The sequence below is a fragment of the Staphylococcus sp. HMSC069E10 genome, assembly GCF_001809205.1.
Lineage (GTDB): Bacteria > Bacillota > Bacilli > Staphylococcales > Staphylococcaceae > Staphylococcus > Staphylococcus hominis.
In genome coordinates this window covers 21,227-43,308 of sequence record NZ_KV796495.1, presented here as the reverse complement: position 1 = coordinate 43,308, position 22,082 = coordinate 21,227, and the positions used below count along the sequence as shown (strand labels likewise).

At 31.9% G+C, this 22,082-nt stretch carries 19 protein-coding genes, 1 pseudogene and 1 riboswitch; of the genes and pseudogenes, 15 read left to right on the top strand and 5 right to left on the bottom strand.

The window, feature by feature from the left end:
- Positions 1–289 precede the first annotated feature (289 nt).
- The 3 genes and pseudogenes from HMPREF2561_RS09490 to HMPREF2561_RS09480 all read right to left on the bottom strand — a co-directional run.
- A pseudogene (locus tag HMPREF2561_RS09490) lies at positions 290–788 on the bottom strand (DNA-binding protein); the annotation flags it as partial.
- Between the two features lie 128 nt (positions 789–916).
- Complete coding sequence (locus HMPREF2561_RS09485) at positions 917–1,576, bottom strand: hypothetical protein (protein WP_019834714.1); 660 nt, start codon at positions 1,574–1,576, stop codon at positions 917–919.
- Between the two features lie 215 nt (positions 1,577–1,791).
- Entirely contained in the window at positions 1,792–2,199 is a 408-nt protein-coding gene (locus HMPREF2561_RS09480; protein ID WP_069723788.1) for a YflT domain-containing protein, read from the bottom strand.
- A gap of 213 nt (positions 2,200–2,412) precedes the next feature.
- Positions 2,413–2,515, top strand: a riboswitch (purine riboswitch).
- Positions 2,516–2,722: 207 nt separating this feature from the next.
- Between HMPREF2561_RS09480 and xpt the strand changes: the two genes are divergently transcribed.
- The 4 genes from xpt to guaA all read left to right on the top strand — a co-directional run bounded on the left by xpt (position 2,723) and on the right by guaA (position 7,762).
- Positions 2,723–3,304, top strand: coding sequence for a xanthine phosphoribosyltransferase (gene xpt / locus HMPREF2561_RS09475; RefSeq protein WP_069723789.1), 582 nt, complete (start codon positions 2,723–2,725; stop codon positions 3,302–3,304).
- Entirely contained in the window at positions 3,301–4,569 is a 1,269-nt protein-coding gene (gene pbuX / locus HMPREF2561_RS09470) for a xanthine permease PbuX (protein WP_069723790.1), read from the top strand. Before xpt ends, pbuX begins: the two co-directional genes overlap by 4 nt.
- Positions 4,570–4,607: 38 nt before the next feature.
- Positions 4,608–6,074: an IMP dehydrogenase gene (guaB, locus tag HMPREF2561_RS09465; RefSeq protein WP_048681372.1), complete on the top strand. Its 1,467-nt coding sequence runs from the start codon at positions 4,608–4,610 to the stop codon at positions 6,072–6,074.
- Between the two features lie 146 nt (positions 6,075–6,220).
- Complete coding sequence (guaA, locus tag HMPREF2561_RS09460) at positions 6,221–7,762, top strand: glutamine-hydrolyzing GMP synthase (protein ID WP_017175183.1); 1,542 nt, start codon at positions 6,221–6,223, stop codon at positions 7,760–7,762.
- A 100-nt stretch (positions 7,763–7,862) separates the two neighbouring features.
- Here guaA and HMPREF2561_RS09455 read toward each other — a convergent pair whose 3' ends face one another.
- Positions 7,863–8,390, bottom strand: a complete 528-nt coding sequence (locus HMPREF2561_RS09455; RefSeq protein WP_228451900.1) for a phosphatase PAP2 family protein — start codon at positions 8,388–8,390, stop codon at positions 7,863–7,865.
- A 788-nt stretch (positions 8,391–9,178) separates the two neighbouring features.
- Here HMPREF2561_RS09455 and HMPREF2561_RS09450 point away from each other — a divergent pair.
- The 7 genes from HMPREF2561_RS09450 to HMPREF2561_RS09420 all read left to right on the top strand — a co-directional run bounded on the left by HMPREF2561_RS09450 (position 9,179) and on the right by HMPREF2561_RS09420 (position 17,250).
- Entirely contained in the window at positions 9,179–10,678 is a 1,500-nt protein-coding gene (locus HMPREF2561_RS09450; protein ID WP_069723791.1) for an NADH dehydrogenase subunit 5, read from the top strand.
- A 15-nt stretch (positions 10,679–10,693) separates the two neighbouring features.
- Positions 10,694–13,255 (top strand): DUF2309 domain-containing protein, encoded by a 2,562-nt coding sequence (locus HMPREF2561_RS09445; protein ID WP_017175186.1) that lies wholly within the window; start codon positions 10,694–10,696, stop codon positions 13,253–13,255.
- 68 nt (positions 13,256–13,323) lie between these two features.
- Positions 13,324–13,686 (top strand): Na-translocating system protein MpsC family protein, encoded by a 363-nt coding sequence (locus HMPREF2561_RS09440; protein ID WP_002447992.1) that lies wholly within the window; start codon positions 13,324–13,326, stop codon positions 13,684–13,686.
- Positions 13,687–14,049: 363 nt separating this feature from the next.
- The gene (locus HMPREF2561_RS09435) at positions 14,050–14,721 is read left to right on the top strand and encodes a phosphatase PAP2 family protein (protein ID WP_017175187.1); all 672 of its coding nucleotides are present in this window, start codon (positions 14,050–14,052) and stop codon (positions 14,719–14,721) included.
- A gap of 44 nt (positions 14,722–14,765) precedes the next feature.
- Complete coding sequence (locus HMPREF2561_RS09430) at positions 14,766–15,497, top strand: alpha/beta hydrolase (protein ID WP_017175188.1); 732 nt, start codon at positions 14,766–14,768, stop codon at positions 15,495–15,497.
- Between the two features lie 12 nt (positions 15,498–15,509).
- Positions 15,510–15,758, top strand: a complete 249-nt coding sequence (locus HMPREF2561_RS09425) for a hypothetical protein (RefSeq protein ID WP_017175189.1) — start codon at positions 15,510–15,512, stop codon at positions 15,756–15,758.
- Between the two features lie 163 nt (positions 15,759–15,921).
- Complete coding sequence (locus tag HMPREF2561_RS09420; protein ID WP_070468714.1) at positions 15,922–17,250, top strand: sodium-dependent transporter; 1,329 nt, start codon at positions 15,922–15,924, stop codon at positions 17,248–17,250.
- Between the two features lie 74 nt (positions 17,251–17,324).
- On the opposite strand, the gene HMPREF2561_RS09415 is transcribed toward HMPREF2561_RS09420, so the two are convergent.
- Positions 17,325–17,855, bottom strand: coding sequence for a pentapeptide repeat-containing protein (locus HMPREF2561_RS09415; RefSeq protein ID WP_017175191.1), 531 nt, complete (start codon positions 17,853–17,855; stop codon positions 17,325–17,327).
- A gap of 255 nt (positions 17,856–18,110) precedes the next feature.
- On the opposite strand from HMPREF2561_RS09415, the gene HMPREF2561_RS09410 reads away from it, so the two are divergent.
- From HMPREF2561_RS09410 to HMPREF2561_RS09395, 4 genes are all read left to right on the top strand, one after another.
- Positions 18,111–19,007: a PLP-dependent cysteine synthase family protein gene (locus HMPREF2561_RS09410; protein ID WP_017175192.1), complete on the top strand. Its 897-nt coding sequence runs from the start codon at positions 18,111–18,113 to the stop codon at positions 19,005–19,007.
- A gap of 2 nt (positions 19,008–19,009) precedes the next feature.
- Positions 19,010–20,158: a bifunctional cystathionine gamma-lyase/homocysteine desulfhydrase gene (locus tag HMPREF2561_RS09405; protein ID WP_017175193.1), complete on the top strand. Its 1,149-nt coding sequence runs from the start codon at positions 19,010–19,012 to the stop codon at positions 20,156–20,158.
- Positions 20,159–20,377: 219 nt separating this feature from the next.
- Positions 20,378–21,400: a methionine ABC transporter ATP-binding protein gene (locus HMPREF2561_RS09400; RefSeq protein WP_002447973.1), complete on the top strand. Its 1,023-nt coding sequence runs from the start codon at positions 20,378–20,380 to the stop codon at positions 21,398–21,400.
- Positions 21,401–22,060, top strand: coding sequence for a methionine ABC transporter permease (locus tag HMPREF2561_RS09395; protein WP_017175194.1), 660 nt, complete (start codon positions 21,401–21,403; stop codon positions 22,058–22,060).
- The last annotated feature ends 22 nt before the right edge of the window (positions 22,061–22,082 follow it).

Below are 22,082 nucleotides of genomic sequence, written 5' to 3'. Positions count from 1 at the left end.
TTCAATACTTTAAATAACATAAATTACTAAATATTTTTACAAATTAATTATAAATAGACATTAAATGAGTATTAAAACAAAAAAACAGGATCGAAATCTTTTTAATTTCAATCCTGTTTTAGTAAATAGCACTATATACAATTGTTACATTAAAGATTAAATAGTCTAGCTAAGAATCCTTTTTTCTCATTTGAAGATGAAACATAAGTTTGATGTTCTTTTAAATTATCAATCGCTTGTTGATTGTTATCATTAATTTCTTTAACTAAATTATTTTTAGTATAATCAGATTGTTCTTTTTGAGCAGTTTGAATGGCTTGTTGTGATGTTTGGATGGCAGCTAATGACTCATTATTTGCTTTCAATTTTTCAGTAATTTGACTTTGTAATTCTTTAAGTTCATTTTGCTGTTGATGAACTTGAGTAATCATCTGACCTAACATTTGACGTTCTTCACGCATTTTTTGTATTTCCGTACGTAAGTCTTCTACCAATTGTGTGACGCCTTGATCAGCTGGTAACTGTTGTTGGTCTTCTTTAACGATAACTTGTAAAAAATCTTTTTCTTTTTCTAATTCTTCGAAAGCTAAATCATAGCTATTTGTTTGTTTTACCTTTTCTGCAATATCTTGGAAAAGTTCAATATCTTCTTCTTTAAAGTCTGTAGCCTCACGACCACGATATTCAGTCTTACTAAGTTGATATCCTCGTTCTTCTAAATGTTGGACGATTTTGCGGACTTGTTTTTCACTTAGTTTGACACGTTGAGCGAATTCTTTAGTTAACATAATTTGAAGTCCTTTCGTATCTATAGAATATTGTTCATTTACACTGACGTTTGTCTTCGGTTAGTGACACGTCAGTCTAACCTCGCATATTAGTTTAACCTTTTATATCGCGCTTTTCAAGTGTTCTATCAAGGTAAACGTAAATTCATCTTTTCTAAAAGGGGGTATATAATATCTCTAGAAATTCCATTCGCAAATACATATTTGAGAATATAATTAGATTTCACACTAGCAGGATAGATGTCTTTTGTAAGTTCAATGTTAGATTTAATAAATAAGTCAGTACGTATAGGTGTTTCTTCAAACGTATAGTTAGGATGCAAATAATCAATGTCATATTGTTGTTCAAAGTCATTTTCTAATAAGGTATGATGACGTCGTTTAATTAATTGATTATCTAATATACTATTATCAAGTTTCGGGACTTCAATCATTAAAAAGTTAATATCTCTAGCATGTACTTTATTAGATAATATATTTAGGTGAGTTTCAACTTCATTTAAAGTTTGAGATATGATTTCATCATAGTTTGAATCAACTACAGCTAATAAGTGGACTAAAAAGGCTGAATTTGTTGTTGCCTCGTAGTGCGCTGTAGCCAAACTGATTATATTTTCTTTCTCAATACCAACAATAAAAACATAATCATTTTCTGTTTTATTATTCTGTAAGGACCGTTTTGTGATAATGCTGTCTTCAAAAAAATCAACATCTAATTGTTTATTATAAAACTCGACGGCTTTTTGATAATAAGCGTCTTCTAAAGAATGAATAGTGTGAAATTTCATAGCGATCTCCCCGCATCATATTTTTTTAAGTATAGCACATTTGTAAAGTAGCACATCATAATACAAAATATATTAAAAAACTTCTTTCAAAGTTATAAATGATTCACACTTTACTTTGAAAGAAGCATATATTAATTTTTGACTGTTAATTTGTAAGAAATTATATTCATTTAACAATCGACATGAATAAATACAATGAATGGTTAAACTTATTTTTAAGATTTTGGACCCTTAGACTCATTAGCGTAATGAGTGATATCAACTTCTTCATAAGCTGCGTTGTTTTTTTCAACTTCATTATGTGAAGAAGCGTCTTTTCTAGCGATTACTAAAAATTTGCCATCAAGCATATCTTTTTTATATTGTTCTGCTTGGTTATCAGATAGTTTGAAATTATTCAATACAGCTTCTTCACCATCTTCACCGGTTAATAAGCGTGACATGTGATCACTGAATGAACCACTTGTTGCTATAAGTGTTACTTGAGAATTATGTAAATCATCTAAATGTAATTTAGATTTACTGATAACAAATATCTCATTTTCTGAATATCCTTCTGCTTTTTTCTTTTCAATCACATTGTAAATTTGATTTTCATTATCTATAACTGTAATATCTGGCATATTCATCGTCCTCCATCATTTCATGCTACTTTTAAATATTTATACCCTAATGAATAGATATAAAACGTTTCTATATAATTATATAATTAAACATATGTGTTTTACAAATACAGTTTTTTTATATGATATTAAACGCTTACATTTATAAGTAGTGTGATTACAAGGATAAACTCTCCATCAGTTATTGAAAATAAGCTTAAAATTTGCTATTATCATTAAATAATTTATATTGCTCATATAATCTGAAGAATATGGCTTTAGAAGTTTCTACCGTGTTGCCATAAACAACGCGACTATGAGTTCAAGTACAAAGGTAAGGAAGTTAATGAGAAGTTTGAGGATTGGCTAAGATGTCTTGTACTATATTATCATTTGTATAATGTAAAGTATTGTTTATCATCTATAAATCTAAATTATTTACTTCTAAGTTACAAATGAATGTGTATCGTACTTGTTCACTTATAGATCCTGAAACTAGATAAAAGTTTCGGGTTTTTTTATATAAAGTTTAGGAGGTTTTGAAGTGGAAGCGCTCGAACAAAAAGTCAAGGAAGATGGCGTAGTCATTGATGAAAAAATATTAAAAGTTGATGGATTTTTAAATCATCAAATTGATGCCAAATTAATGTATGAAGTGGGTCAAACATTTTATAAACAATTTAAGGATAAAGGGATTACGAAAATTTTAACTATTGAGGCTTCCGGTATTGCTCCTGCAATCATGGCTGCATTACATTTCGATGTGCCATGCTTATTTGCGAAAAAAGCAAAGCCAAGTACTTTAAAAGATGGATTTTACAGTACTGATATCCATTCATTTACTAAAAATAAAACAAGTACAGTGATTGTATCAGAAGAATTTTTAGGGTCTGAAGATAAAGTATTAATTATTGATGATTTCTTAGCAAATGGTGATGCTTCACTTGGATTGTACGACATTGCACAACAAGCTAAAGCAGAAACAGTAGGCATAGGAATTGTTGTAGAAAAAAGTTTCCAAGATGGACGACAAAGATTGGAAGAGGTTGGTTTAACTGTTTCTTCATTATGTAAAGTTGCTTCCTTAACAGGGAATAAAGTGACTTTACTAGGTGAAGATGAATGAAAAATTTAATTTTAAGTGTACAACATTTATTATCAATGTATGCAGGTGCTATTTTAGTACCTATCATTGTAGGAACAAGTTTAAAATTCTCACCTGAAGAGATTGCTTATTTAATTACAGTAGATATTTTTATGTGTGGAGTAGCTACATTTTTACAAGCAAATAAGATTACTGGTACAGGGCTACCTATTGTTTTAGGATGTACATTTACTGCTGTAGCACCTATGATTTTAATTGGACAGACTAAAGGTTTAGACGTGTTATATGGATCATTGTTCCTATCAGGTATCTTAGTTGTGATCATTGCTCCATTCTTTTCTTATTTAGTTAAATTTTTCCCACCTGTTGTTACAGGTAGTGTAGTTACAATTATCGGAATTAACTTAATGCCCGTTGCTATGAATTATCTTGCTGGTGGTCAAGGCGCTAAAGATTATGGTAACCCTAAAAATCTAATTTTAGGTGGAGTGACACTTATTGTTATCTTACTATTACAACGATTTACAACGGGATTCTTAAAATCTATTGCAATTTTGATTGGTTTAGTTATAGGCACTATATTGGCTAGTATCTTTGGATTAGTTAATATTAGCCAAGTTGGTGACGCACATTGGCTCGGTATTCCACGACCATTCCGTTTCTCAGGATTTGGCTTTGATTTCGGTGCAACATTAGTGTTTACAATTGTAGCAATTGTAAGTCTGATTGAATCAACTGGTGTATATCATGCATTAAGTGAAATCACTGGTCGTAAACTAGAACGTAAAGATTTTCGTAAAGGTTACACTGCGGAAGGTCTAGCCATCATTTTAGGATCAATCTTTAATTCTTTCCCTTATACAGCTTATTCGCAAAATGTAGGACTTGTTTCACTTTCTGGAGCTAAGAAAAATAAAGTCATATACGGAATGGTAGTCTTACTTTTAATAAGTGGTTGTATACCTAAACTAGGTGCTCTGGCTAATATTATTCCTTTACCTGTATTAGGCGGTGCAATGATTGCTATGTTTGGTATGGTAATGGCTTATGGGGTAAGTATTTTAGGAAATATTGATTTCAAAAATCAAAATAATTTATTAATTATTGCTGTATCAGTCGGACTTGGTACAGGAATTAGTGCTGTACCTCAAGCATTTAAAGCTTTAGGAGAACAGTTCGCTTGGTTAACTCAAAATGGTATTGTTTTAGGAGCAATCTCTGCTATTATTCTTAATTTCTTTTTTAACGGTATAAAGTATAAACAAAACGACGAAAATGTGAAATAATAAGATTAACTATATAAAAAATGGAGGCTGTGTTATAAATGTGGGAAAATAAGTTTGCTAAAGAATCATTAACTTTTGACGATGTTTTGTTAATTCCAGCTGCATCAGACGTATTACCAAGTGATGTTGATTTAAGCGTAGAATTATCAGATAAAATTAAATTAAATATTCCAGTTATTTCTGCTGGTATGGATACAGTAACTGAATCTAAAATGGCTATTGCTATGGCACGTCAAGGTGGTTTAGGTGTCATCCATAAAAACATGGGCATTGAAGAGCAAGCTGATGAAGTACAAAAAGTAAAACGTTCAGAAAATGGTGTTATTACGAATCCATTCTTCTTAACACCAGATGAAAGTGTTTATGAAGCAGAAGCATTAATGGGTAAATATCGTATTTCAGGTGTGCCTATTGTAAAAGATGAAGAATCAAGAACACTCGTTGGTATTATTACAAACCGTGACTTACGTTTTATTGAAGATTTCTCAATTAAAATTTCAGATGTGATGACTAAAGAAAATTTAATTACAGCTCCAGTTGGTACAACATTAGATGAAGCAGAAGCAATCCTTCAAAAGCATAAAATTGAAAAATTACCATTAGTAGAAAATGGTCGTTTAGAAGGTCTCATCACAATTAAAGATATAGAAAAAGTACTTGAATTCCCTCATGCAGCGAAAGATGAGCATGGTCGTTTACTTGCAGCAGCAGCTATCGGTACATCTAAAGATACTGAAATTCGTGCACAAAAACTTGTAGAAGCAGGAGTAGATGCGTTAATTATTGATACAGCGCATGGACATTCTAAAGGTGTGATTGAGCAAGTCAAAAAAATGAAAGATAAATATCCTGACCTTACAATTATTGCAGGAAATGTTGCAACTGCTGAAGCGACACGCGCTTTATTTGAAGCAGGTGCAGACGTGGTTAAAGTAGGTATTGGACCAGGATCAATCTGTACAACACGTGTCGTTGCAGGTGTAGGTGTACCACAAATTACTGCAGTATATGACTGTGCTACTGAAGCACGTAAACATGGTAAAGCGATTATTGCTGACGGTGGTATTAAATTCTCTGGTGATATTATTAAAGCATTAGCGGCTGGTGGTCATGCTGTTATGTTAGGTAGCTTATTAGCTGGTACTGAAGAAAGCCCAGGCGCTACTGAAGTCTTCCAAGGTAGACAATATAAAGTATATCGTGGAATGGGTTCTCTTGGAGCCATGGAAAAAGGGTCAAATGATCGTTACTTCCAAGAAGATAAATCTCCTAGAAAATTTGTTCCAGAAGGTATTGAAGGTCGCACAGCTTATAAAGGACCATTACAAGATACCATTTATCAACTTATGGGTGGAGTAAGAGCTGGTATGGGTTATACTGGTTCACCAAACTTAAAAGTATTGCGTGAAGAAGCACAATTCACACGTATGGGCCCTGCAGGTTTAGCGGAAAGTCATCCACATAACATACAAATTACTAAAGAATCACCAAACTATTCATTTTAATGTAAGGTGAGCAAGAAGCGATTAAATTAAGAAAGTACGCTTTTCTATAAATTGTTTATAGAGGTTGAAATTATTTATTGTCTTTATAAATATGAAAAGCGTCTTTCTATTGTTTACATAAATTAATTTAAAGGAGATTTACTATTATGGAAATGGCTAAAGAACAAGAGTTAATTCTTGTCTTAGATTTCGGTAGTCAATATAACCAGTTAATTACACGTCGTATTCGTGAAATGGGCGTTTACAGTGAATTACACGATCATGAAATTTCTATAGATGAAATTAAACGTATGAATCCTAAAGGTATTATTCTTTCAGGAGGTCCAAATTCTGTTTATGAAGAAGGTTCATTTACGATTGATCCTGAAATTTATAATTTAGGTATTCCAGTGTTAGGTATTTGTTACGGTATGCAACTTACAACCAAACTATTAGGCGGTAAAGTTGAACGTGCAAATGAACGTGAATATGGTAAAGCAATTATTAAAGCAAAATCTGATGAGTTATTCTTTGGTTTACCAGAAGAACAAACAGTGTGGATGAGTCATTCAGATAAAGTCATTGAAATTCCTGAAGGTTTTGAAGTTATTGCTGATAGCCCAAGTACAAATTATGCTGCTATCGAAGATAAAAAACGTCGTATTTATGGTGTGCAATTCCACCCAGAAGTACGTCATACAGAATACGGTAATGATTTACTAAGAAATTTTGTCCGTCGTGTATGTAATTGTACAGGTGAATGGACAATGGAAAACTTCATTGAAATTGAAATCGAAAAAATTCGTGAACGTGTAGGCAATCGTAAAGTATTATGTGCCATGAGCGGTGGTGTAGATTCATCAGTTGTTGCAGTATTATTGCATAAGGCCATTGGTGATCAATTAACATGTATTTTTGTAGACCATGGTTTACTTCGTAAAGGCGAAGGCGATATGGTAATGGAACAATTCGGTGAAGGCTTTGATATGAATATTATTCGTGTAAATGCCAAAGAACGTTTTATGGAAAAACTAAAAGGCGTTTCTGATCCAGAAAAAAAACGTAAAATCATTGGTAATGAATTTGTATATGTGTTTGATGATGAAGCGGCTAAATTAACAGATGTTGATTTCTTAGCACAAGGTACACTTTACACAGATGTGATTGAATCAGGTACAAAAACAGCGCAAACAATTAAATCTCACCATAATGTAGGTGGATTACCTGAAGACATGGAATTTGAATTGATTGAACCTATTAATACATTATTTAAAGATGAAGTTCGTGCCTTAGGTATTGAATTAGGTATCCCTGAACATTTAGTATGGAGACAACCATTCCCAGGTCCTGGTTTAGGTATTCGTGTGTTAGGTGAAATTACGGAAGATAAATTAGAAATCGTTCGTGAATCTGATGCGATTTTACGTGAAGTGATTCGAGAAGAAGGTCTTGAAAGAGAGATTTGGCAATACTTCACAGTACTACCAGGTATTCAATCTGTAGGTGTTATGGGTGATTATCGTACGTATGATCATACAGTAGGTATTCGTGCTGTAACATCAATTGATGGTATGACAAGTGATTTTGCACGTATCGATTGGGAAGTATTACAAAAAATTTCTAGTCGTATAGTTAATGAAGTAGACCATGTAAACCGTGTCGTCTATGACATTACTTCTAAGCCACCAAGCACTATAGAATGGGAGTAGCCCATTAAAAAAAGCGAGCATTTTCGTGAGAAATGCTCGCTTTTTTTTATTAAATTCAATAATTTGGACGTTTATGCTAATTTCTTTTTGATTGAAATGATTATCGTCTTTGTTGTAATGATGTTCTATGGTGTACTTTTTGAAGAATATATTGATACACCATCAATGATATGAATAACCATGAAAAACTAAAAAATATGCCGCCAACTACGTCAGTGAGATAGTGAGCATGGAAGTATAATCTTGAAAATAAAATACCTAACCATACTACAATTAACACCGTATTTATTATGCGTTTTACCCAGATAGTTCCTAATTTAGGGATAAGTACAAAAATAAGAGCAAAAATAACAATCGTACTTGTTAAAGCATGTCCGCTTGGGAATGAAAATCCTGCATCAATTGTTAAGTGATCATAAGGTCTTGAATGATGAATGATGTCTTTTAACGCAATACCTATGATACCTGCTGAAGCTACTGTTGTCGGTAACCATATTGCTAATAAGAAGCGTCGCTTAATTAAAACAATAGTTGCGATGATAAGGGTCAGGGTAATAAAGGTTGCAATATCACCGTATGATGCTAGAAACGTCATAAAGTCATTGAACCAATTACCTTTGAAATTCATTTTTGGTTCGCCAAATGTGTTTAAGAACCAATAGAATGATTGTAAATCTAATATATGTGTCCATAACGACTTAGTAAAAACCGAAAAAATAGTTATTAAAAAAATGAGACTACTTATTATAAATGAAATGGTTAATGTATATTGTTTATTTTGCATCAGTACTATACCTTTCTTTATTTTAATCTAGTTTAACTTGTTAAAGCGCTAAAGTTATCGATACAAAGAATGATTTAATATTAAAATAAATTTAAAGACAAAAAAGCTAAGGTAATCACAAAAATATGATAGTCATCCTTCATTATTCAAAAAAAGCAAATAAAATATAAAAAAACTTTACAAAAAAATTAAGCGTTTTCACAGAATTGTTACATGAATATTGAACAAAATATGTTATTTTATAAGTAATGAAGTAAATTCATTTTATCCGTGAGAGTTTGGGACATACTTTATCGTCTCAAACTCTTTTTATATATTAGAAATTTGACTTTTAGTTGATATTTTCATATATTGTATTTAATATGCATTAAATTATACATAGGTTTATATCAAGCAATGAGGCAAAAAGTATCATTTACTTTATTGTTTAATTGAAGGGTAAAACTAATGTACTTAAATCTAAATTATAGGTTGCTTAAAGAGCATTAATAAATATATTGAATGAGCATAAAAGAAGCCTACAATAGATAGTCGTCCTTTTTAATGGGATAAAACTAAACTATTGTAGGTGTTTTATTATATTATAAGCAATAGTTATATATAGGTTACAGTTTAAAAGTGGAGGAATGATAATGTTAAGTATGAGTAGTTTACTTATATTATTTTTTATAACGCTTATTATGGCAGCGTTAAGTGGGTTGATTGTTTTAATCCCCTCAGTTCCAGTTAAATACATAAGATTTCACTTAGCTTTACTTCTATTGCCAGTTATTGTAGGTATTGTAGGGTTAGTGACTATAAATGAAAGAGAAGTTATTGGCATATTTGCCTTAGATAAACTTGCTTGGTTAGTAGGTGCTTTTGTTTTAGCGTTAGGTTTTATTATTCAAAAGTTTTCAACGCGTTATTTATTAGGAGATCACAATTATCGTAAGTATTTTCCTTTATATACATTTATAACTATTTTTGCTTCACTAGGATGGTTAAGCAATGACTTACGTTTAATGACTTTATGCTGGGGATTAACGTTATTTTGTTTAACGCAACTAATTAGATTGAATAAAACTTGGAAAGTTCCAGCGGAGGCAGCAAAAGTTTCTGCACGTTCCTTTATTATTGGATGGTTAGCGCTATTAATTGCGGTTATTTTGCTATACATAGGAACAGGAGAATGGACAATCGATCCTTCTCAAAATTATGACTATGCTCTAAATCATGGTCTAAAATTAGTTATTGATTTATTGCTTGTTGTTGCTGTTATTATTCCAGCTGCGCAATATCCATTTCAGAGTTGGTTAATTGAATCAGTTGTTGCGCCTACACCTGTATCAGCTATTATGCATGCCGGTATAGTTAATGCGGGGGGCATTATTTTAACGCGTTTTTCACCGATATTTGATAATTCTATTGCTCTTACAATATTATTAATTATTTCTAGTATTTCAGTATTGATTGGTTCGGGCATTAGTTTAGTACATGTTGATTATAAACGACAACTTGTTGGATCAACGATGAGTCAAATGGGTTTTATGCTCGTTCAATGTGCAATGGGTGTTTATTCAGCTGCGATTATCCATTTAATATTGCATGGTATATTTAAAGCTACATTATTCTTACAATCAGGCTCAGTTGTCAGACGATTTAATATACCAACTCCACCTAATATTAAGAAATCATATGGATGGATAATACTTGGAAGAGCTCTTGCATTGATTATTGCAATTGTATTTTTTATGACAAGTGACCATAGTCCATATATTTTGATTAGTGCATTTATCTTAGCTTGGTCTATCTCTGTATCATGGAATCAACTTGTAGCATTAAATAAAGGAGTAATGGGACGCTTTATAGGTATTACAATGATTGTAGTTGTTGCAATGGTTTATATTGTGACTCATCAAGTATTTGTTAATATACTCCATCATGTATATATGGCTCCTGCCCATCCACCGTTAATTAGTATTATCATTAGTATTGCAATTTTAGTGCTAGGTAGTATTTTTAGTATTTGGGTCGCTCGCCATCGTACATCTACAGCCTTTGCTAAAGTTTACTTATGGTTAATTAAAATTGGAGAAGCTAAATTTAAATCTGTAGAAAGCCATCCAAATTATTTAAAGAAATATTTATAAGAGGTGAACATTTACATGACTATTAATATAGAAGACGTTGTTCAATCTGCACGTCGTGTGATTACGCCACTTTCACCAATTTCAATCTTTGCAGCACGTAATCCATGGGAAGAACTTGAGTATCAAACCTTTGATCAAGTTGCACAATGGTTTAAACATGTGCGTGATATTGATTTATATCCAAGCCATGCTTCTGTAATGACAGCGCTTGAAAATGGTGAGATTGATAAACATATCGTTGAAGAAGAAGTACAACAAGCTATTCAATCTTATAAGACGGATATTCCTAAGACTCATGTGGATACGTACTGCAAAAATGCTATGAATATTAAAGATATTCCGAGAGATTTAATTACTAAAGAAGCCTATCTGAAATTAGAAGTCTCAAAACTCAAAAAAGTATTCGAAAATGAGTCATTCGCTTATGCACGTTCAAAAAGTGCAAATGCATTTAATGCTAAAGGCGAATCTTTAATGGATGAGTTAAATACTCATATTATTAAATGGTCAAAATTATATTTAGATACTTTCCAATCAAGTTGGACAATGCCTAAACGCGAAGAAGGGTTCTATGTAGCCTGGTTACATTTAGCGAAATATGATCCAATGTTGACTAAAACTCAACGTAAAATGATTAAGATGTTGCCACACAACTATGAAGACGCATTAATCATGGCACTTAATCATCTAGATATTGCTGAAGATGAATATGAATTTTATTTAACTGGACATCTTTTATCGTTACCAGGTTGGGCAGGTATGATGTATTATCGTGCTGAAAAACATGAACATGAAAAAGACTTATTAACTCAATATCTTGCAATACGCCTTACAATGGAATGTATTCTATTAGATACTGAAAAAATGAGCCGTCCGGCAGTCTTAAATGTTGAAAAAAGAATAAAAGAACTTGTGAGTAAATGGTTATATTATGGTGAAATGACGATTGATGAATGGGCTGAGATGTCTATTGAGGGTCAAATTGAACACTTGAAGTTTGCTCATGATTTTAATCCATTATACTTCAAGAAATTATGGTTAGAGGCTTGGGAAGAAACTCACGAACGCAAACTTGTTGAGATGATTTACGATAAATCGGTCAAGCGTGACAAACAACCTACAAAAGTACAACTTGCATTTTGTATCGATGTACGTTCTGAACCATTTCGTCGTCATTTAGAAAATCAAGGGCCATTTGAAACTATAGGAATTGCAGGTTTCTTTGGTTTACCTATACGAAAAAAAGCATTAGATGAACAGTTTAGTCATGATTCTTTACCAGTGATGGTACCTCCTGCATATACTATTAAAGAATATGCAGAGCGACATGCATTAAATACGTATAATCAACAGCAACATTCCATTACATCCATGTTTTATACTTTTAAATTAATGAAGAATAATGTGCTACCTAGTTTATTATTGCCAGAATTAAGTGGGCCATTTTTAAGTTTAAATACACTTGCAAGTACATTAATGCCAAAGAAAACAGGCGTATTTATTCGTAAATTGACTAAAAATTGGTTAAAAAAACCGAATGCTAAGCTAACGATTGATAGAGATCATCATGTACATAGTGATTTGCCTGTTGGATTTACTGAAGAAGAACAAATTGCTTTTACGAAACAAGCGTTACAATTAATGGATTTAACTACAAATTTTGCGCCATTAGTAGTACTTGGAGGGCATGGAAGCGAAACAAACAATAATCCCTACCATGCATCATTAGAATGTGGTGCTTGTGGAGGAGCTTCAAGTGGATTTAATGCGAAATTACTTGCCATGATGTGCAATTTACCTTTAGTACGTCAAGGGTTAGCCGCTGAAGGCATTCATATTCCGGATGAGACAGTATTTGTTGCTGCAGAACATAAAACATCAATTGATGAATTAGAATGGATTTACGTTCCCTCATTAACATCAGAAGCAAAGAAAGCATTTGATATTTTAGAAGAAGCCATGCCACGTGTAAGTTATCATGCAAATTTAGAACGTCTTGCTCAATTACCTCGTTTAAGCGATAGAGAATTGAAACATCCAATTGCGGAAGCACATCGCTTTGCAAATGATTGGAGCGAAATCCGTCCAGAATGGGGCTTAGCACGTAATGCAGAATTTATTATTGGGCAACGAAGTATTACAGAAGGTAGTAATTTAGAAGGACGTGCATTTTTACATAATTATGATTATGCGAAAGATCCTGATGGTCAATTACTAAATACAATTATTTCTGGTCCAGCACTCGTTGCACAGTGGATTAACCTACAGTATTATGCCTCTACAGTGGCACCACATTTTTATGGTAGCGGTAATAAAACAACACAATCTGTCACTTCTGGTGTTGGCGTTATGCAAGGGAATTCAAGTGATTTATTAGCTGGATTGCCATGGCAGTCTGTGATGGCAGGGGACAATAAAATTTATCATGCTCCAATTCGATTATTAGTCGTGATTCAAGCACCAGATCGTTATATACAACGTTTACTTAATGATAATATTAAGTTTAAACAAAAAGTCGATCATCAATGGGTACGTCTTGCAAGTATTGATGAAAAGGGTAGTTTTAAAGATTGGTAAGCTATTCGATTTTAATTTAAAAAATGATACACTAATGTTAATTAAACATTAGGAGATTTGTTATAGCAATGACGAAATCGAAAGGTATGTATGAAGCAGAAATTAGTAAAGCAATTACGCAATGGGAAAAAGATTTTCTTGGACGTGGTTCGTTGTCAGTAAAGACAGATATTCTACGAGATATGATTATCGTCAACTTACAAGGTATTTTGACGCCTGCGGAGTATCGTGTATGTGAAACTCAAGAGGGATTACTTAACATTAAACGTACACGCTCAGAACTGGTGGAATCTGGACAAGATGATTTAATGCAACTTGTTTTCAAAATCACAGGTACTGAAGTTAAAAGCTTCCATAGTGATTTAAGTACAATTACTGGTGAACGTATTATTGTTTTTAAATTAGATAAGAACCTTGAAAAATCACTTTAAAATAAAATGTTATAAGTACGAGAAGAGATTAGGAAATGTTATATAAAAAATAATTCCTAATCTCTTTTTTTACAAGCGAATTTTTATCATTTATTGTAAAATCTAACTAACATTAAAAGAGAGATAGAGATGCGAACGAATCAATTCAATCAGAACCTCTTACTCATTATCATTTGTCCGACTATTCTGATGCTAGAGGTATAAAAGGGCAATACGATCAATGAGTTAAGTTAAGTAGTCAACATATTGATGAATGAATTGTGTGATACATCTTCAAACTTTAATGAATATGAAGAACGGATATATTATTTGAAAGAGTTTTCATAAAATATTAGTATCAAATGTAGTAAAGGAAAAACAAATATGAAAAATAAATTAGAAGTATCGCCAACTAAAACTATTTCTATGTTTGTTGTTGGATTAATTATTTTTATAATAACGGCAATGAATGTCATTTATCATACCACACTAATGCAAAAATTAGATTTAAACTCATTACATGAGTTGACCAACTATTTTGGTAAACCTAGAAGACACTATGACGGTACAATTTGGCATAAAATGATGACGTTTTGTGCTAATTTTGGAGAAGTAAAATCCATTCTCTACATAACGTTATTTTTAGCACTTATCTTAATTTTTAAAAATTATAAACTTTCATTGTGGTTATTAGTTACGATTTATACAGGAACTTATGTTAATTTTTTAATTAAACAAATAATAGCTCGTCCTCGTCCGTATAACCATCTTTTAGTAGACCATGGATATTCATTTCCAAGTGGTCATTCAAATGCCAGTACATTATTTGCTTTAGCTATACTCTTAGTTGTTATTCCACTTATTAAAAACAAAGCGATACGATATAGTATTGCTATAGTTGTCGTTATATTTTGGATAGGCGTATTAAGTTGTAGGTTATATTTCCACGCTCACTATCTAACTGATGTCATTGGTGGTTTTTCGTTAGGAATGATTTGGGTTGCTTTATTTTCAATGACGTTACCACTCTTTAATATTAAATTAAGAAAGAAGTAAAGCTTAAGTTTCATAACATAAGTATTTTAAAAGGGGAGAATACTATGAAAATCAAATCACCACATCCGATTTATTTAGAAGGTTCAAGAAAAGAAGCGATATTATTACTTCACTCATTTACAGGAACTGTTCGTGATGTAAAACCATTAGCTAAGGCGCTTAATGAAGAAAACTTCACATGCTTTGCACCAAATTATCAGGGACATGGCTTACCTTTAGACCAATTTACTCAATTTACGATTCAGGATTGGTGGAATGATGTATTAGAAGGGTATCAATTTTTAAAAAATAAAGGGTTTGACACTATTTTTGTAACGGGGATCTCACTAGGGGGACTATTTACATTAAAGTTAGCTGAGTTATTTGATGTTTCTAAAATAGCAGTGATGTCTGCACCAAGTGAAAAAGAAGAAAAAAGTATTGCGTGGCGTATGGAACGTTATGGTCAGCGCATGAATCAATTATTGAAATTTGATGAAACTACTTCACAACAACAACTTGGAACAATTCAAGACTATCAACCACATATCGCAGAATTTAAAGCATTTATTGAGATAATTTCTAATGAATTAGAACGTATACATGTTCCCGCTCGTATTTTGTATGGTGGTAATGATGATGCCTTTTATCAAAATAGTGCCCATTATATTTTTAATCATATTGATAGTAATAACAAAGATTTAACATGTCATCCGTTAAGTCGTCATTTAATGACTTATGGAGATGGACATGAAGACGTTATCACTCAAGTTGTAACTTTTTTTAAATCTGAATAAAGGAGTAATAAGATGAAACGTACATTCTTACTTATATATACAACGGTTTCTGGAACTACTTATAAAGAATTTAAAACGTTCCAAGATGGTCCAGACTATGACACATGCATACAGCGTATTATTGATGAATTTGATGAATTGGCCTATTTATTTCTAAAAGATGACTCACAAGTTCATTACATTAATGTTGATCATATCGAAAGTTTGAATATTCAAGAAGTAGATGAAGGTCAATCCATAATATATGATTTTGAAAAATAAATGTAACAGTAAGTTTAAACGATAAGAATAGTTGAGAGATGTCATTTACATCTATTCTTATCTTTTTAATACTCATTTATATGCATATTGCACTATTTAGTCAGACATGTTAGAGTAGAACTTAATCGCACACATGCTTTAACGCGTTAAAGGGAGATAGAAAATGAGTAATCAATCACAATGGAAAACATCAACCGGATTTATTCTAGCAAGTGCTGGTTCTGCTATAGGATTAGGCGCAATGTGGAAGTTTCCATATATGGCTGGTATTTATGGTGGTGGCGCTTTTTTATTTTTATTTTTAATCTTTACTATTTTTGTAGGATTACCGTTACTGATTATGGAATTTACGGTAGGAATAATGGGGCGCACTTATACGACTCGAATTTATAGTAAATTAACAGGAAAAAAATGGTTAAATATTATTGGGTGGAATGGAAATTTAGCTGTTTTTATTTTATTCGGCTTTTATAGTGTTATCGGTGGCTGGATTGTTATATATATTGGGAATGTGTTTTTACAATTATTATCTGTTGAACATACGTCATTAACTCAAATTAAATTTGAAAAAATAATTAGTAACCCGTGGTTAATTGTGTTGGGACAGGGTATTTTTATTCTTTTAACAATGATTATCGTTATGCTAGGTGTAGAAAAAGGTTTAGAGAAAGCTTCTAAAATGATGATGCCCTTATTATTTGTTTTTCTAATTATTGTTGTTGCTAAATCATTGACATTAGACGGAGCATTAGAGGGCGTTCGCTATATATTACAACCGAGAATAGAAGATATTTCAGTTAAGGGTGTCTTATTTGCATTAGGTCAATCGTTCTTTACACTATCCTTAGGCACGACAGGTATGATTACATATGCGAGTTATGCGCCTAAGGAAATGACGATTAAATCTTCCGCCATTTCAATTGTTATTATGAATATTTTAGTTTCTGTATTAGCAGGACTTGCAATATTCCCAGCTTTAAAAACATTTGGTTATGCACCTCAAGAAGGACCAGGACTCTTATTTAAAGTGTTACCGTTAGTATTTAATCAAATGGGCTTTGGTATTGTATTTTATTTAATTTTCTTAATTCTATTTTTATTTGCGGCATTAACGTCTTCTATTTCTTTATTGGAATTAAATGTCTCAAATTTCACTAAAAATGATAATACTAAACGAAAAGCTATATCAGTTATTGCAAGTATATTAGTATTTATTATTAGTATCCCAGCAACACTATCATTTAGCAGTTTAAGTGGAATTAAGTTTGGAGCGGGTACAATTTTTGATAATATGGATTTTATCGTATCGAATATCTTGATGCCATTAGGAGCATTAGGAACGACATTAGTTGTAGGTCAATTATTAGATAAACAAGCATTAAAAGAGAGCTTTGGGAAAGATAAATTTAAACTTTTTGTTCCATGGTATATTTTAATTAAATATATGATGCCCATTATTATTATATTAGTTTTTATTGTTCAATTATTTTAACATTAACAAAAATAAACAGAGTCTAGAATACAAATCGTTGTTCTAGACTCTGTTTAGCATAAAGATAATTTGAATTACATATTTTCAAACGTAACATCTTGTTTATGTAATTCTTTTAATATTTTTTCAGGAATTGAAGAATTATTAATAGTGACATGTTTAAATATACAATCTTTTATTTTTACATTTTCAAAATGACACAAATCCATAGTGACATTTTCAAAAATCACTTTTTTAAACGTGACGTTATCAAATTTTACATTACGTATATTGCTATTTTTAAAAATAGAATGTTCAATCGTTAATGTATTAAAATGATTTTCATCAAATGAGGTAACAGTTAAATTTGATTTACTAATCAGCGTCTTGAAAAAATTTACATTTTCAAAGATACTTTTATCAAAATTACAATTGATCATTTTTGAATTTGAAATAGTGCTTACATTCCTAAAAATACCTTCGCTAAAATCACAATGTTTAAAGTGACTTTTATTTACTTCAATTTCGTCGTACATTGAGTTTCTAAATGTACTATTTTTATAATTTAAATTTTTATAATCATCCTTAGTAAAGACGGATAAAGATAAGTCTGCTTTAGATGTCATCATCGATTCTCCTTTGTACGTTGATTCATCGTAAAATTTAATTCATTTCCAGTAGTTCACTTTTATCATAATATGAGTACTTAAACGCAATAACTAATTACATTTTACATAAAGAATCTAGCTTTTTGCAATAAGATATAAGTTAGCGTATAATTCGTAGCGGTTGAGTAAGAATTAAAATTAAATATTGGAAATGAATATGATTATAGAAAGTAGGTATGTTCAGACATTACATGAGTGTATTGAACGAAAGATATGATTACTTATGATTTAATAGGACAAACGCCACTAGTATTATTAGAAAGTTTTAGCGATGAACATGTACAAATTTATGCGAAGTTAGAACAATTTAATCCTGGTGGAAGTATTAAAGATCGACTAGGGAAATATCTTGTAGAAACTGCGCTAAAAGAAAAACGTATTGTAAAAGGAGATACCATCGTTGAAGCTACAGCTGGTAATACAGGAATTGGATTAGCAATGGCCGCTAATCGTTATCATTTAAAGTGTGTGATTTTTGCCCCAGAAGGATTTTCAGAAGAAAAAATTTCAATTATGCGAGTATTGGGTGCTGAAATCAAACGAACACCTAAAAATAAGGGAATGATTGGTGCACAAAAAGAAGCGCGTCATTATGCTGACAAATACGATGCAGTATATATGAACCAGTTTGAAACTGAACATAATCCAGAAGCCTATACGCATACACTTGGAAAAGAAATTACAGAGGCATTACCACACATTGATTATTTTGTAGCTGGTGCTGGATCTGGAGGAACGTTTACCGGTGTAGCTAAACATTTACAACAATTTAATGTTAAAAATATTATTGTTGAACCTGAAGGCTCAGTCTTGAATGGTGGCAAAGCACATGCTCATGATATTGAAGGTATTGGCTCTGAAAAATGGCCGGTATTTTTAGAAAAATCTATCGTTGATGATATTATTACAGTTAGTGATAATCAAGGATTTGAAAATGTAAAACGATTAGCTAAACAAGAAGGACTACTTGTTGGTAGCTCATCTGGTGCAGCATTACAAGGTGCTTTAGATATTAAACGTCGTATTGATAAAGGTATTATTGTAACAATTTTTCCAGATGGCAGTGATCGTTATATGTCAAAAAAAATATTTGAATACAAAGGAGAATAATAATGAAGAAAAAAACACAAATGATTCATGGTGGACATACGACGGATGATTTTACTGGAGCAGTAACGACACCAATTTATCAAACAAGTACTTATTTGCAAGATGATATTGGTGATTTAAGACAGGGTTATGAATATTCACGTACTGCAAACCCAACACGTGCTTCTATTGAAAGCGTCATTGCGAATTTAGAAAATGGTAAACATGGATTTGCATTTGGTTCAGGTATGGCTGCGATTAGCGCTGTTATAATGTTATTAGATAAAGGTGATCATTTAATTTTAAATTCTGATGTGTATGGTGGAACTTATCGTGCTTTAACAAAAGTCTTTACACGATTTGGTATTGATGTTGATTTCGTTGATACTACAAATATTGAAAACGTAAAAGATTATATTAAACCAGAAACAAAAATGTTATATATCGAAACGCCGTCTAATCCTTTATTACGTGTGACAGATATTCGACGTGCAGCAGAAATTGCGAAAGAAAATCAACTCATTTCTGTAGTCGATAACACATTTATGACACCGTACTATCAAAATCCGTTAGATTTTGGAATCGATATTGTATTACATTCAGCAACAAAATATATTGGTGGACACAGTGATGTTGTTGCAGGTTTAGTCGCTACATCTAATGATGAATTAGGTGAACGCTTAGCATTTATTTCTAACTCTACAGGTGGTGTATTAGGACCACAAGATAGTTATTTATTAATTCGAGGAATTAAAACACTGGGGTTACGTATGGAACAAATCAATCGTAACGTAGAAGGTATTGTGAAAATGTTACAAGAACATCCATCAGTACAACAAGTGTTCCATCCTAGTATTGAAAGTCATCTTAATCATGATATTCATATCGCTCAAGCAAGTGGTCATACTGGCGTTGTTGCATTTGAAGTCAAAGATACAGAAGCAGCTAAACAATTAATTCGTGAAACACACTATTTCACCCTTGCTGAAAGCTTAGGTGCGGTGGAAAGCTTAATTTCTGTACCTGCTTTGATGACACATGCATCTATTCCAGCAGATGTGCGTGCTAAAGAAGGAATTACAGATGGTTTAGTTCGATTATCAATCGGTATTGAAGACACTGAAGATTTAGTACAAGATTTAAAACAAGCCATAGATACGCTAAATAAATAGAATATAGTGAAAGTATTAATGCAAGAGTGCAATAGAAATTGAAACGATATTTATTGTACTCTTGTATTTTTATTATGATATTTGGAACTAAAAGAGTAATTCAATACTAAAAATATCTGAAATTTTCAATTTTTTAAAAAACTATATTGACGCATCCTTAACTTTTGCCTATACTTCATATCATACGAATTTAATCAGAATTAGATAAGGGTGAACATAGTGATTGAATTTCAGGGTGTAAATAAAGTATTTCGAAAGAAACGAGAAACCATCCACGCTTTAAAAGATGTTTCTTTTAAAATTGATGCGCGTGATGTGTTTGGTGTGATTGGTTATAGTGGTGCTGGTAAAAGTACACTAGTACGTTTAGTTAACCAATTAGAACAAGCTACAGAGGGCCATGTTATTGTAGATGGACATGATATTAATACATATAGTGAAAAAGAACTTCGCAACGTAAAAAAAGATATAGGAATGATTTTCCAACATTTTAATCTTTTAAATTCTAAAACCGTTTTTAAAAATGTAGCAATGCCATTGATACTGAGTCACAAAAGTAATTCTGAGATTAAAGAGAAAGTTGAAGAAATGCTAGAGTTTGTGGGACTTGCAGATAAGAAAAATCAATTTCCAGATGAGCTTTCCGGAGGACAAAAACAACGTGTTGCAATTGCAAGAGCACTTGTAACAAATCCTAAAATATTATTGTGCGATGAAGCGACAAGTGCATTAGACCCTGCGACAACAAGTTCTATTCTTCAATTACTTAAAAATGTGAATGAAACATTTGGGGTTACGATTATGATGATTACTCACGAAATGAGCGTGATTCAAAAAATCTGTAATCGTGTAGCTGTAATGGAACACGGGGAAGTTGTAGAAATTGGTACAGTAAAAGATGTGTTTAGTCATCCGAAAACGAAAACAGCACAAAATTTTGTATCAACAGTTATTAGTACAGAGCCTTCTAAAGCATTACGTGCCTCATTTGAAAGAGCAGATAATCATTATACAGATTACAGACTTTTCTTAGATAAAAAGCAAATTGATTATCCATTAATGAACGAGTTAATAAACCAATATGGTTTTAATGTAAATATTCTATTCTCGTCTATGTCAGATATTCAAGATGAAACGATTTGTTATTTATGGTTACGCTTTGAACACGATGCACAATTTAGTCGTGACACGGTAGAATCATATTTTAATGAGCGACATATTCATTATGAGGAGGTGCGTTAAATGTTTGGTTCAAGCATAGAGTCATCTCAATTAATGCAAGCATTGTATGAAACACTTTATATGGTAACAGTATCATTAATTATTGGTGCATTGATTGGTATCCCATTAGGTATTTTACTTGTAGTCACTCGAAAACATGGAATCTGGCCTAATGTCGTTATTCACCAAATTCTTAATCCAATTATTAATATTTTAAGATCTATTCCATTCATCATTTTATTAATCGCAATTGTACCTTTTACTAAATTAGTTGCAGGTACGTCAATCGGTACGACAGCTGCAATTGTTCCACTTACAGTATATGTAGCACCATATATTGCGCGTTTAGTAGAAAATTCACTTTTAGAAGTAGATGATGGCATTATTGAAGCAGCAAAAGCTATGGGAGCATCACCACTTCAAATTATTCGTCATTTTTTATTGCCTGAAGCATTAGGTTCACTTGTACTAGCTATTACTACAGCGATTATTGGTTTAATTGGTAGTACAGCTATGGCCGGTGCTGTAGGTGGCGGTGGTATTGGAGATTTAGCGCTTGTTTATGGTTACCAACGCTTTGATACATTGGTCATTATTATTACAGTTGTCGTTCTAGTTATTATCGTACAAATTATTCAGTCATTAGGTAACTTTATTTCTAGAATAATTCGCAGAAATTAGTTATTTAAATAAATTATTTTAA

Coding starts and splice junctions, on each gene's coding strand:
- HMPREF2561_RS09485 (WP_019834714.1), bottom strand. CDS start 1,576: ATGAAATTTCACACTATTCATTCTTTAGAAGACGCTTATTATCAAAAA.
- HMPREF2561_RS09480 (WP_069723788.1), bottom strand. CDS start 2,199: ATGCCAGATATTACAGTTATAGATAATGAAAATCAAATTTACAATGTG.
- pbuX (WP_069723790.1), top strand. CDS start 3,301: ATGAAAAATTTAATTTTAAGTGTACAACATTTATTATCAATGTATGCA.
- guaB (WP_048681372.1), top strand. CDS start 4,608: ATGTGGGAAAATAAGTTTGCTAAAGAATCATTAACTTTTGACGATGTT.
- guaA (WP_017175183.1), top strand. CDS start 6,221: ATGGAAATGGCTAAAGAACAAGAGTTAATTCTTGTCTTAGATTTCGGT.
- HMPREF2561_RS09455 (WP_228451900.1), bottom strand. CDS start 8,390: ATGAATTTCAAAGGTAATTGGTTCAATGACTTTATGACGTTTCTAGCA.
- HMPREF2561_RS09450 (WP_069723791.1), top strand. CDS start 9,179: ATGTTAAGTATGAGTAGTTTACTTATATTATTTTTTATAACGCTTATT.
- HMPREF2561_RS09445 (WP_017175186.1), top strand. CDS start 10,694: ATGACTATTAATATAGAAGACGTTGTTCAATCTGCACGTCGTGTGATT.
- HMPREF2561_RS09440 (WP_002447992.1), top strand. CDS start 13,324: ATGACGAAATCGAAAGGTATGTATGAAGCAGAAATTAGTAAAGCAATT.
- HMPREF2561_RS09435 (WP_017175187.1), top strand. CDS start 14,050: ATGAAAAATAAATTAGAAGTATCGCCAACTAAAACTATTTCTATGTTT.
- HMPREF2561_RS09430 (WP_017175188.1), top strand. CDS start 14,766: ATGAAAATCAAATCACCACATCCGATTTATTTAGAAGGTTCAAGAAAA.
- HMPREF2561_RS09425 (WP_017175189.1), top strand. CDS start 15,510: ATGAAACGTACATTCTTACTTATATATACAACGGTTTCTGGAACTACT.
- HMPREF2561_RS09420 (WP_070468714.1), top strand. CDS start 15,922: ATGAGTAATCAATCACAATGGAAAACATCAACCGGATTTATTCTAGCA.
- HMPREF2561_RS09415 (WP_017175191.1), bottom strand. CDS start 17,855: ATGACATCTAAAGCAGACTTATCTTTATCCGTCTTTACTAAGGATGAT.
- HMPREF2561_RS09410 (WP_017175192.1), top strand. CDS start 18,111: ATGATTACTTATGATTTAATAGGACAAACGCCACTAGTATTATTAGAA.
- HMPREF2561_RS09405 (WP_017175193.1), top strand. CDS start 19,010: ATGAAGAAAAAAACACAAATGATTCATGGTGGACATACGACGGATGAT.
- HMPREF2561_RS09395 (WP_017175194.1), top strand. CDS start 21,401: ATGTTTGGTTCAAGCATAGAGTCATCTCAATTAATGCAAGCATTGTAT.